This is a genomic window from Streptomyces sp. NBC_01723 (assembly GCF_036246005.1).
Taxonomy (GTDB): Bacteria; Actinomycetota; Actinomycetes; order Streptomycetales; family Streptomycetaceae; genus Streptomyces.
This window is the reverse complement of sequence record NZ_CP109171.1, coordinates 5,512,877-5,523,900: the sequence shown is the minus strand read 5'-3', so window position 1 is coordinate 5,523,900 and position 11,024 is coordinate 5,512,877. Positions and strand designations below refer to the sequence as shown.

General features: G+C 72.4%; 10 protein-coding genes. 7 read left to right on the top strand and 3 right to left on the bottom strand.

Annotation, left to right across the window (positions count from 1 at the left end):
• The first annotated feature begins 43 nt into the window (after positions 1 to 43).
• The 5 genes from OIE75_RS25770 to OIE75_RS25750 all read left to right on the top strand — a co-directional run bounded on the left by OIE75_RS25770 (position 44) and on the right by OIE75_RS25750 (position 5,092).
• Positions 44 to 979 carry a cellulose-binding protein gene (locus OIE75_RS25770; protein ID WP_307015150.1) on the top strand — a complete coding sequence of 312 codons (936 nt, stop codon included), beginning with the start codon at positions 44 to 46 and terminating at the stop codon, positions 977 to 979.
• A gap of 96 nt (positions 980 to 1,075) precedes the next feature.
• Positions 1,076 to 2,071, top strand: coding sequence for an ABC transporter ATP-binding protein (locus tag OIE75_RS25765; RefSeq protein ID WP_329472247.1), 996 nt, complete (start codon positions 1,076 to 1,078; stop codon positions 2,069 to 2,071).
• Between the two features lie 2 nt (positions 2,072 to 2,073).
• Complete coding sequence (locus OIE75_RS25760) at positions 2,074 to 2,844, top strand: ABC transporter permease (RefSeq protein WP_307015148.1); 771 nt, start codon at positions 2,074 to 2,076, stop codon at positions 2,842 to 2,844.
• Positions 2,845 to 2,987: 143 nt separating this feature from the next.
• Positions 2,988 to 4,226, top strand: a complete 1,239-nt coding sequence (locus OIE75_RS25755) for an ABC transporter ATP-binding protein (RefSeq protein WP_307015147.1) — start codon at positions 2,988 to 2,990, stop codon at positions 4,224 to 4,226.
• Positions 4,223 to 5,092, top strand: coding sequence for an ABC transporter permease (locus tag OIE75_RS25750; protein WP_307015146.1), 870 nt, complete (start codon positions 4,223 to 4,225; stop codon positions 5,090 to 5,092). Before OIE75_RS25755 ends, OIE75_RS25750 begins: the two co-directional genes overlap by 4 nt.
• Positions 5,093 to 5,098: 6 nt before the next feature.
• Here OIE75_RS25750 and OIE75_RS25745 read toward each other — a convergent pair whose 3' ends face one another.
• A complete protein-coding gene (locus OIE75_RS25745; RefSeq protein ID WP_307015145.1) occupies positions 5,099 to 5,431 on the bottom strand; it encodes an ATP/GTP-binding protein in 333 nt (110 codons plus the stop codon).
• A 212-nt stretch (positions 5,432 to 5,643) separates the two neighbouring features.
• On the opposite strand from OIE75_RS25745, the gene OIE75_RS25740 reads away from it, so the two are divergent.
• Positions 5,644 to 6,672, top strand: coding sequence for an LLM class flavin-dependent oxidoreductase (locus tag OIE75_RS25740; RefSeq protein ID WP_329472246.1), 1,029 nt, complete (start codon positions 5,644 to 5,646; stop codon positions 6,670 to 6,672).
• Positions 6,673 to 6,751: 79 nt separating this feature from the next.
• Here the strand turns inward: OIE75_RS25740 and OIE75_RS25735 are convergent, their stop codons facing one another.
• A complete protein-coding gene (locus OIE75_RS25735) occupies positions 6,752 to 7,144 on the bottom strand; it encodes an SCO5389 family protein (protein ID WP_055421911.1) in 393 nt (130 codons plus the stop codon).
• Positions 7,145 to 7,423: 279 nt separating this feature from the next.
• On the opposite strand from OIE75_RS25735, the gene nucS reads away from it, so the two are divergent.
• Complete coding sequence (gene nucS, locus OIE75_RS25730) at positions 7,424 to 8,095, top strand: endonuclease NucS (RefSeq protein WP_064729874.1); 672 nt, start codon at positions 7,424 to 7,426, stop codon at positions 8,093 to 8,095.
• Positions 8,096 to 8,179: 84 nt separating this feature from the next.
• Here nucS and OIE75_RS25725 read toward each other — a convergent pair whose 3' ends face one another.
• Positions 8,180 to 10,816 (bottom strand): ATP-binding protein, encoded by a 2,637-nt coding sequence (locus tag OIE75_RS25725; RefSeq protein WP_329472245.1) that lies wholly within the window; start codon positions 10,814 to 10,816, stop codon positions 8,180 to 8,182.
• Positions 10,817 to 11,024: the final 208 nt, after the last annotated feature.

Below are 11,024 nucleotides of genomic sequence, written 5' to 3'. Positions count from 1 at the left end.
ATTCCCTCTATCACCTCACCCGGTCTCTTTCGACAGGAACCCCATGAGCGACACTTCCCCCTACGGCTTCGAGCTTGTGCGGCGTGGGTACGACCGCGCTCAGGTGGACGAACGCATCTCCAAGCTCGTCTCCGACCGTGACAGCGCTCTCGCCCGCATCACCGCTCTGGAAAAGCGCATCGAGGAGCTTCACCTCGAGACCCAGAACGCCCAGGCCCAGGTCAACGACGCCGAGCCGTCGTACGCCGGTCTCGGCGCCCGGGTCGAGAAGATCCTGCGCCTCGCCGAGGAAGAGGCGAAGGACCTGCGCGAGGAGGCCCGGCGCGCGGCCGAGCAGCACCGCGAGCTGGCCGAGTCGTCGGCCCAGCAGGTGCGCAACGACGCGGAGTCGTACGCCGCGGAGCGCAAGGCCAAGGCCGAGGACGAGGGCGTCCGGATCGTCGAGAAGGCCAAGGGCGACGCCTCGCAGCTCCGTTCCGAGGCGCAGAAGGACGCGCAGTCCAAGCGCGAGGAGGCGGACGCCCTCTTCGAGGAGACCCGCGCCAAGGCCGCCCAGGCCGCCGCCGACTTCGAGACCAACCTCGCCAAGCGCCGCGAGCAGTCCGAGCGCGACCTGGCCTCCCGTCAGGCCAAGGCCGAGAAGCGCCTCGCGGAGATCGAGCACCGCGCCGAGCAGCTGCGCCTGGAGGCGGAGAAGCTGCGCACGGACGCCGAGCGCCGGGCCCGCCAGACCGTCGAGACCGCGCAGCGCCAGGCCGAGGACATCGTGGCCGACGCCAACGCCAAGGCCGACCGGATCCGTTCGGAGTCGGAGCGCGAGCTGGCCGCCCTCACCAACCGCCGCGACTCCATCAACGCGCAGCTCACCAACGTGCGCGAGATGCTGGCGACCCTCACGGGCGCCGCGGTGGCCGCCGCCGGTACGCCGGCCGAGGACGAGTCGGTCTCCCGCGGGGTGCCGGCCCAGCAGTCCCGCTGACGCGGGACCTCCCGCGGCCGCACAGAAACGGAACCAGGACGAGGCCTTCTGTCACCGGGGTGGCAGTGGGCCTCGTCCCGTTCTAGCGTGGGCGCCATGATCGAGCTCGAGGGGCTGACCAAGCGGTACGGCGAGAAGGTGGCGGTCAACAATCTCTCCTTCACCGTCAGACCGGGCATCATCACGGGCTTTCTCGGTCCGAACGGGGCCGGCAAGTCCACGACCATGCGCATGGTGCTGGGCCTGGACCGGCCGACCGCCGGGGACGTGCGGATCGACGGCAAGCACTACGACCAGTTGAAGGACCCGCTGACGTACATCGGGGCGCTGCTGGAGGCCAAGGCGTGGCACGGCGGGCGCAGCGCCTACAACCACCTGCTGTGCCTCGCGCAGAGCAACGGCATCCCGGCGGCCCGGGTGCGCGAGGTGCTGGACACGGTGGGGCTGTCGGCGGTCGCCAGGAAGAAGACCAAGGGGTTCTCCCTCGGCATGGGACAGCGGCTCGGCATCGCCGGGGCGTTGCTCGGCGACCCGCGGATCCTGATGTTCGACGAGCCGGTCAACGGCCTCGACCCCGAGGGCATCCACTGGATCCGCAACCTGATGAAGACCCTGGCCGCGCAGGGACGCACGGTCTTCGTCTCCTCCCACCTGATGAGCGAGATGGCGCTGACCGCGGACCACCTCGTGGTCATCGGCCAGGGCAGGCTGCTCGCGGACACCTCGATGGCCGACTTCATCGCGGAGAACTCGCGCAGCTACGTCCGGATCCGCACCCCGCACCGCGAGCGGCTGCTCGACGCGTTGCACGGCGCCGGCATCGAGGTCGTCGACACCGGCGCCGAGGTGCTGGAGGTGGACGGCGACAAGTCGGAGGCCGTCGGTGAGCTGGCGGCGCGCGACCAGGTCGTGCTGTACGAGCTGAGCCCGCAGCGGGCCTCGCTGGAGGAGGCGTTCATGCAGCTGACGGCGGAGTCCGTGGAGTACCACGCGCACGACGGGCAGCCGCCCGGCGCGGTGCCGCAGCAACCACAGCAACAGCAACAGCAACAGCCGCAGCAGCCGTGGGGCAGCGACTGGAAGAGGGGATGAGCATGGCGACGGCACAGGTCGTCCGGTCGGAGTGGACCAAGATCCGTTCGGTCGCGTCCACGGTGTGGACGCTGTCCCTCGCCGTGGTCGTCACCATCGCCCTCGGCATGCTGATCTCGGCCCTGTCGAAGAGCGAGTTCGACGGCATGAGCGAGCGGGACCAGCTCTCCTTCGACCCGACCTTCATCAGCTTCGCCGGCACCAGCCTCGGCCAGCTGGCGATGATCGTGTTCGGCGTGCTGGTCGTGGGCAACGAGTACAGCTCCGGCATGATCCGCACCTCGCTGGCGGCGGTGCCGCGGCGCGGCAGCTTCCTGTTCAGCAAGATCGCGGTGGCCACCGCGCTCGCCTTCGTCGTGGCCATGATCACCAGCTTCGCGACCTTCTTCCTCGGGCAGGCCATGCTCGGCGACCTCAAGGCGTCGATCGGCGACCCGGGCGTGCTGCGCGCGGTGATCGGCGGCGGCCTCTACATGACCCTCATCGCGATGTTCTCGATGGGCGTCGCGGCGATGCTGCGCTCGCCGATGCTGTCGCTGGGCATCCTGATGCCGTTCTTCTTCCTGATCTCCAACATCCTGGGCAACGTCCCGGCCACCGAGAAGGTCGGCCGCTTCCTGCCCGACCAGGCCGGCAGCAAGATCATGCAGGTGGTCACCCCGATCGACGACGACGTCCCCTACGGTCCGTGGGGCGGCCTCGGGATCATGGTCCTGTGGGTGATCGCGGCCCTCGTCGGCGGGTATGTGGTGCTGAAACGACGGGACGCCTAGGGCCGAGGGACCGGTGCTGAAAAGGTTCCGTGGAGCGTCGAATTTTGCCCTGGCTTGAACGGAACCGTCAGCGCCTGGATATCCTCCTAACCCTTACGGGGGCGTGTGCCCTGCTGTCCTGAACCTTTCGATGGGTGCGGAGCATGATCGAGGCTGTCGGCCTGACCAAGCGATACGGCGACAAGACCGCCGTGTACAACCTCTCCTTCCAGGTGCGGCCCGGTGCCGTCACCGGCTTCCTCGGGCCCAACGGCTCGGGCAAGTCGACGACGATGCGGATGATCCTCGGCTTGGACAACCCCACCGCGGGTCACGTGACGATCGGGGGCCACCCGTACCGCAGGCTGCCGAACGCCGCGCGGCACGTCGGTGCGCTGCTGGACGCCAAGGCGGTGCACGGCGGCCGGTCCGCCCGCAACCACCTGCTGAGCCTCGCCCAGCTCTCCGGCATCCCCGCCCGGCGGGTGGACGAGGTGCTCGGCGTGGTCGGCCTCCAGGACGTGGCCAAGCGGCGCTCCAAGGGCTTCTCGCTCGGTATGGGACAGCGGCTCGGCATCGCCGCGGCGCTGCTCGGCGACCCCCAGGTGCTGCTCTTCGACGAGCCGGTCAACGGCCTCGACCCCGAGGGCATCCACTGGGTGCGCAACCTGATGAAGGCGCTCGCGGCGGAGGGCCGTACCGTCTTCGTCTCCTCGCACCTGATGAGCGAGATGGCACTGACCGCGGACCACCTGATCGTCATCGGGCGCGGGCAGCTGCTCGCCGACATGAGCGTGACGGAGTTCATCTCGGCCAACTCCGCCGACTTCGCGCGGGTGCGGACGCCGGACACCGACCCGCAGCTGCGCGAGAAGCTGACCTCCGCGCTGACCGAGGCCGGCGGCCACGTGATGCCCGAGCAGGACGGCGCGCTGCGCGTGACCGGCCTCGCGCTCCCGCGGATCAGCGACATCGCGCACGGCAGTGACGTACGGCTCTGGGAGCTGTCGCCGCACCAGGCGTCCCTGGAGGAGGCGTACATGCGGATGACGCAGGGCGCCGTCGACTACCGGTCGACCGCGGACCAGAAGGCGGGGCTCCAGCAGCCGCTGCCGCCCGGCGCGCAGCCGCCGATGCCGGTGCCCGGCCAGGGCCAGCCCGGCTGGTACGCCCCGCCGCCGCCCCAGCAGGGCGGTCAGCCCTTCGCGCCGCAGGGCGCGCCGGGCCAGGCCCCGGGACCGTACGGCGCCCCGGCCGCGCCCGGCGCGCAGCCGGCCAACCCGTACGCGGCACAGCAGGCCCCGCAGGCGCCTCAGGCCGCCGCTCCGGCCCCGGCGCCGCCCGCCGCCGCCCCCGCGCCCGCGCCCGTCACCGACCCGACCAAGCCCGAGGACGCCCGATGAGCACGCCCCAGCCCCCGACCCCTCAGGCCGCCCCCGACTGGCAGTCGGCGCCCGGTTCGCCGTACCCCACCTACACGTCGCCGATCCCGGTGGTGCGCACGAGCCTCGCGCACGCGCTCGCCTCCGAGTGGACGAAGATCAAGTCGGTGCGCTCGACGATGTGGACGCTGGGCGTGTTCGTCCTGCTGGTCATCGGCATCGGCCTGCTGACCGGCGTGGTGGTGGCGAACTCGTCCTCCGACCTGGCCGGCGAGAGCGCGCTGAGCCTCGGCTTCTTCGGGCTGCTGCTCGGCAGCATCTGCGTCATCACGCTCGGCGTGATGACCACCGCCTCGGAGTACGGCACCGGCATGATCCGTACGACGATGACCGCCTGCCCCAGCCGCGGCCGGGTGCTGACGGCGAAGGCGATCGTCTTCTTCCTGGTGGCCTTCGTGGTGACCCTGGTCTCCGCGACGCTGGTCGGCCTCGCGCACGTGGCGATGCTGGAGGGCAACGGCGCGGCCGAGCCCACCGGCTCGGAGTGGCTGAAGGGCACCGTCGGCGTCTCGCTGTACATCGCGCTGCTCGGCCTGCTCTCGCTGGCCGTCGGCTCGGTCATCCGGCACTCGGCGGGCGCCATCACCATCATGATCGGCGTGCTGCTCGCGCCGCTGGTGATCGCGCTGTTCATGTTCTCGGAGTCCCTGAAGGACGTGCAGCAGGCGCTGTTCGAGTACTCGATCCCGAACCAGATGAGCATCTTCTACGCCAACTCGCTGTCCGAGTCCGGCCCCTCGGGCTGGGACCCGCTGTGGATCGTGCTCGGGGTGACCGCGGCCGCGTTCGCCGGCGCCTTCGCCCTGCTGGAGAAGCGGGACGTCTGACCCGGCTCAGAACTTCGGCGCGTTACGGGACCGCTGCACCCGCGTGGTGCGGCGGTCCTTCGCGTTCCAGCACGCCTTGTGCCAGTGCCGGCGCTCGTCGACCCCCGAGTGCGCCGGCCAGGCCACCACGTGCGGGACGCCGTCCGGAATCAACTGGTCGCAGCCCGGGCAGCGGTACGACTTCCCCTGCGCGCTCGCGCCCGCCACGTGCCGTACGTTCCACTCCTCGCCCTGCCAGTCCTCCGAGGACTGCCAGCCGCCGTACCGGCCGGCGCCGTCGCCCTCGGCGCTCCGGCCGGACGAAGCGGCTTCCTTCGGTCGGTTGCGACGCGGGGACACGGGACACCTCACGGAGCTATACAGGAAGTACGGGCGGCATCCAGCCTACGCGGCACGGACAGGGGTACCCGTGCCCTGCCGCGACGGCTGACGACGGCTGATTCTGCAGACAATCCGGAAAATCCTCCGCCCGGCCGTGTCCTCGGCACGTGTCAGGCGGTTATGCCGTGTGGGGGAGCTCCGTGTCGGGGCCGAGGAAGCAGGAAAAGGCAATGCGCGTTGGAAGTTTCGTGTTGGGGGCCCAGTTCCCGGGCCAGGGTCAGGGGGAGGCGCTGCACCGCGCGGTCCGCTCGGCCGAGGTCGCCGAGGAGGCCGGGCTCGACGCGGTCTGGCTGGCCGAACACCACTTCGTGCCGTACGGCACGTGCCCGTCGGCCGTGACGCTGGCCGCGCTGCTGCTGGGCCGCACCCGGCGCATCCGGGTCGGCACCGCGGTCAGCGTGCTGCCCACGGTCCATCCCGTGGCGCTCGGCGAGCAGGCCGCGCTGCTGCACGTCACGAGCGGCGGCCGGTTCTCGCTGGGCGTGGGACGGGGCGGCCCGTGGGTGGACCTGGAGGTCTTCGGCGCGGGCCTGGAGGCATACGAGAAGGGGTTTCCGGAGTCGCTCGACCTCCTGGTGCGCTGGCTGCGCGAACCGGCCGTCGGCACCTCGGGGGAACGCTTCAGCTTCCGCGAGGTCCCGGTCGTCCCGCGCCCCTCGGAGGCCCTCTCGGAGGCGGCGGGCCCGGAGGTCGTCGTCGCCTGCACCTCGCCGTCGAGCGTGCGGATGGCGGCCGAGCGGGGGCTGCCGATGCTGCTGGGCATGCACGTCGGCGACGAGGAGAAGGCGGAGATGGTCGCCCTGTGGCGGCGGCACGCCCGCGCGGCCGGGCGCCCGGCCGCCGAGGTCCACGCCGCGGCCCATGTCTCGGCAGGCGTCTGTCAGATCGCCGACCGGCGCACGGACGCGGCGGAGACCCTGCTCAAGGCGATGCCTGGCTGGCTGCGCCAAGGGCTGGGCGCCCATGTCACGGTGGACGGCCGCGCCCGGCAGATGCGCGACCCGCACGCGTACACCGAACTGCTCTGCGGCCTGCACCCGGTGGGCACGCCCCGGCTCTGCGCGGACCGGCTGGCGGCCACGTCCGAGCGCACCGGCATCTCCCGCTTCGCGCTGCTCGTCGAGGGCTCCGGAGACCTCGCGGCGACCGAGGACAACGTACGGCGGCTCGGCGCCGAGGTACTCCCCCAGCTCGGCTGAGGCCATGGGCGGGGAGCTTGCCGCTCCGGTACAGAACTGCACCTCCCGCGTACGGAGCGGCAAGCGGACGATCGTGGCGTCAGCAGTCGCGGAACTCGGGCGACTGGTTCAGCACCTGGCTGCGCACCGAGGTGAAGCGGGTCAGCTTCTCGTCGACAGAGGAGTCCAACGGGAACACCGCCACCCGGTGGCAGTTCTGGAAGGCCAGCCGCACCCCGAAGTGCCGCTGCAGTGCACCGCGTATGGCGTCACTCGCGAGCGCACGCAGCAGCTGACCGCGCGCCTGCTCGTCCGGCGGAGGCGTCTGGTTGTCGGCGAACGCACCGCCGTCGACCTTCAGCTGTGCCACCAGGGAGCTGACCATCTCCCATGCGTAGGGCAGGGAAGTCCGGACGCAGTCGACGAAGGCTGCTTCGTCGACCTCGCCTCGCTCGGCCTGTTCGAGTAGGGCCGGTGAGACGTCGAGCGACATGGGTTCTCCTCTCGCACCCCCGACGGGCGGGGGTTGCCGGACAGTTGAGGGAGTTCGCGATTTTGAACACGCTGCGTACACAGTTCGCGACCTCCCGTTCAATACCGTAAGCAACCGATCGTGACCGCACCAGGAGAATGCCGAGATGGACACCATCCCGTAGGCGCACAATCAGCCAGTGCGCAAGACGGGTCCAATGGGAGAAGTGGGACAGCCCACGGGGCGACCGGGTACGGGCGAATCGCGTCGGGCCGGGCACGTCGAGTAGCGTTGCCGACCATGCGTCTCGTCATTGCCCGCTGCTCCGTCGACTACGCCGGGCGGCTCACCGCCCACCTGCCCTCGGCGCCCCGCCTGATCCTGGTGAAGGCGGACGGCAGCGTCTCGATCCACGCCGACGACCGGGCCTACAAGCCCCTCAACTGGATGTCGCCGCCCTGCACCCTGAAGGAGGGCACGGGCGAGGAGGAGGGCGTCTGGACCGTCGTCAACAAGGCGGGCGAGAAGCTCATCATCACGATGGAGGAGGTCCTCCACGACTCCTCGCACGAACTGGGCGTCGATCCCGGTCTGATCAAGGACGGCGTGGAAGCACACCTCCAGGAACTGCTCGCCGACCGCATCGAGACGCTGGGCGAGGGCTACACCCTCATCCGCCGCGAGTACATGACGGCCATCGGCCCCGTCGACATCCTGTGCCGCGACGCCGACGGCGGGACGGTCGCGGTCGAGATCAAGCGGCGCGGCGAGATCGACGGCGTGGAGCAACTCACGCGCTATCTGGAGCTGTTGAACCGCGATCCCCATCTCGCCCCGGTGCGCGGCGTGTTCGCCGCGCAGGAGATCAAGCCGCAGGCCCGGGTGCTGGCCACGGACCGCGGCATCGGCTGCCAGGTGCTGGACTACAACGCCATGCGGGGCATCGAGGACGACAAGCTGCGGCTGTTCTGAGCGGGCGTCACCCACGACAGGCACACGGGAGGGCCGGGTCCGACACGCGGACCCGGCCCTCCCGTGTGCCTGTCCGCCGGGACCTCAGATGATCTGCTCCGTCGTCTGCTCCGAGCCGCTCGGCGTACCCGTACCCGAGCCCGTCCCCGTGCTGCTCTGCGAGGCGCTCGGGGCGCCCCCGGGGGAGCCGGCCGTGCTCGTCGGCGTCACCGGACCGCCGGCGGTGTCGGACGTCTCCGGCGCCGAGGGCGAGGTGGTCTCGCTCTCGGAGGGCTCCGGAGAGGTCGGCTCGGAATCCGTGGGCGTCGGCTCCGTCGGCTCGGTGTCCGTCGGCTTCGGCGAGGTCGGCTTCGTCGTCGGCGAGCTGGGCGACTTGGTGGGCGTGTCCGGCGAGTCCGGGTCGTCCGGGCTCTCGTCGCCGCCGGGGGCGCCGGTGCTGCCCGGGCTGCTCGGCGACTGCGAGGGCCGCCCCGACTCGGAGGGGGTCGGGGCGGCCGGCGTGCCGGAGTCGCTCGGCCGGCCGGTGGTGCCCTGTCCCTGCCCGTCGTCGGACGGCCGGTCCGCGCCGAGACCGCCGTCGTCGATGCCCTGGCTGGCCGAGGGGTTGACGCCGACCTCGTTGGAGGGGTCGCCCGGGTCGTTCTCGGAGGTGGCGCCGAGCGTCACCACCGTGCCGAGCACGGCGACGAGCAGCGCGCCCGCCCCGGCGGCCACCAGGTTGCGCCGGGCGAAGCCCTTGATGCCGCTGCCGACCGTGCGGGACGGCTCCTCGGCATGCTCGCGGCTGGTGACCAGGGTCGGGGACTGCGGAGGCGGCTGGAGCGGCGGGAAGGGCGTGGGGACGCCCGCGGACGGCGACGCCGACTCCTCGTGCCGGGCGTCGGGCACCTCCTCCCCCGCCGTCGGGCCGAGCCCTGCGCCGACGACGCCGAGTCCGGCGGCGGGCCCGACGGCGCCGAAGGCACCCGCGCCGCTGCCCAGGCCGGGGGTGTCCCCGGTCCGGTCGGCGACCAGGGCGAGGGCACGGCGGCCGGCGACGGCACCGTGCTTGTCGGAGAGCGCGCCGCGCAGCCCGATGGACGCCTCCAGCTCGGCGCGGGCCCGGTCGAGCTGGTCCTCGCAGAGGGCGAGGACGCCGAGCTCGTGGTGGAAGTAGGCCTGTTCGGCGACGTCCCCGGCGAGCCGGGAGGCCTCGGTGCCGGCCCGCAGGGCCCGCTCCCAGGCGCTCCAGTGCAGCCCGGCGGCGAACGCGGGCGCCGCGGTGCGGGCCAGCTGGACGGCGGGACTCTCCTCGTCGTCCGCGGTCCGGGTCGTCGTCGGCACCAGCACCGCGAGGGCGGCCAGGACGGCGTCGGCCTCGGCGCAGACCCGCTCCGGGGTGACCGAGGGGTGCCCGGTCCACCAGGCGTAGTGCTGGGCGGCGGCCAGCGCACGGGCCCCCATGCCGTCGGTGTAGCCGCCGCTCTCCAACTGGGTGAGCACCCCGGCGGCCAGCCGGTAGCGGGAGCCGACCGGCGAGACCAGTCCGCAGTCGGCCAGCTCGCCGAGGGCGGCGTCCGCGTGGGTGTCGCCGACCAGCGCGGGCAGATGCGCCTGGTGCGGCAGCTCGCCGCCGAGCGCGACGGCGAACTCCAGGGTGGCGCGGGCCGAGGCGCTCAGCCGGGAGGCGAGCAGCGGCGCGGGCGCGGCTGCCTCGCCGAGGGACGGCAGGGGCGACGCGTCGCCGGCGTCGGCCTCGGCCTCGGCGGCGTCGTAGGGCGTGTCGTCGTCGGCCGGGCGGGCGTCGGCGAAGACGCCGAACTCGTCCACCGCGTCGGCACCGGCCCGCAGCCGGTCACGGCGGCGCAGCAGGGCACCCGCCTGGACGAAGCGCAGGGGCAGGCCCTCGGACTCGAACCAGAGGTCGCCGGCCCAGTTGGCCTCCTCCTCGGTGAGGCCGCGGCCGGCGGCGCGCTCCAGCAGTTCCACGCCGTCCGAGCGGTCCAGGCCGGTGAGGAAGACCTCCTCGACGGCCGAGTCGGCGGAGGGGGCGGGCACGTCCGGGGTGGCGCCGATGAGGAAGGCGCACTCGGGGGTGGCCTCCAGCAGTTCGTCGAGGGCGGTGCCGCCGAACTCGATGTCGTCCAGGACGACGACGGCGCCGACCTCGCGCAGGTACCCGAGCAGTTCCTCCCGGCCCGGGCGGTGCAGGGGCGCGCGGTGGACGGCGTAGAAGAGGTCGTGGAGCAGGTCGTCGGCGGTGCGGTGGAAGCCGTTCAGGCGGACGACGCCGTCGGGCGCGAGGCCGGCGCAGTCCTCGGCGACGACGTCGAGGAGGCTGGTGCGGCCGGAGCCGCCGGGGCCGGTGAGACGGACGGAGCGGCCGCGGGCGAGCAGGCGTACGAGGCGTTCGCGCTCGTCCTCGCGGGCCAGCAGCCCCAGCACGGTCCTGGTGGGGCCCGGCGGGACGGGCGGCAGGGCGGCGCGGGCCGTCTCCGCGCGTTCGGCCGCGGTGAGCTTCTCCGGGCGGGCGGGCCGTTCGGCGGGCGGGCAGACCTCGATCTCGCTGCCGTCGACGGGGTTGACGGTGAGCAGGAAGTCGCCGGAGACGAGCTGCACCGTGCGGGCGAGCGCGGGCTGTCCGAAGTCGGAGGTGAGGGGATCCCTGGGAGGGCGCGGGCGCGGGCGCGGCGTGTCGCCGTCGTGGCCGTACTCCTCGGGTCCCCGGGTGTTCGGGTCCATCGGTTCAAGCCCCCCAAAAGCGTCGTGTGCAGGGCCCCGGTCGGGACCACCCTCCCGGCCTTGCCGCACACCGCGCTGTCGCTTCTGGTCCGGTCCCGCCGATGGGTTCGCAAAAGTGCGGGCAGCCAGACCCTAAACCTTCGCTCAGTATCTCCGACAGCCCGGGGTACCGCCCCGCCCGAGACGTCACGGTCTCGTGAGGATTGCG

What these genes read in the sequence shown, in the direction of transcription:
- OIE75_RS25725 (WP_329472245.1), bottom strand. Translation starts at nt 10,816, where the DNA reads ATGGACCCGAACACCCGGGGACCCGAGGAGTACGGCCACGACGGCGAC.
- OIE75_RS25740 (WP_329472246.1), top strand. Translation starts at nt 5,644, where the DNA reads ATGCGCGTTGGAAGTTTCGTGTTGGGGGCCCAGTTCCCGGGCCAGGGT.
- OIE75_RS25765 (WP_329472247.1), top strand. Translation starts at nt 1,076, where the DNA reads ATGATCGAGCTCGAGGGGCTGACCAAGCGGTACGGCGAGAAGGTGGCG.
- OIE75_RS25770 (WP_307015150.1), top strand. Translation starts at nt 44, where the DNA reads ATGAGCGACACTTCCCCCTACGGCTTCGAGCTTGTGCGGCGTGGGTAC.
- OIE75_RS25735 (WP_055421911.1), bottom strand. Translation starts at nt 7,144, where the DNA reads ATGTCGCTCGACGTCTCACCGGCCCTACTCGAACAGGCCGAGCGAGGC.
- nucS (WP_064729874.1), top strand. Translation starts at nt 7,424, where the DNA reads ATGCGTCTCGTCATTGCCCGCTGCTCCGTCGACTACGCCGGGCGGCTC.
- OIE75_RS25750 (WP_307015146.1), top strand. Translation starts at nt 4,223, where the DNA reads ATGAGCACGCCCCAGCCCCCGACCCCTCAGGCCGCCCCCGACTGGCAG.
- OIE75_RS25760 (WP_307015148.1), top strand. Translation starts at nt 2,074, where the DNA reads ATGGCGACGGCACAGGTCGTCCGGTCGGAGTGGACCAAGATCCGTTCG.
- OIE75_RS25755 (WP_307015147.1), top strand. Translation starts at nt 2,988, where the DNA reads ATGATCGAGGCTGTCGGCCTGACCAAGCGATACGGCGACAAGACCGCC.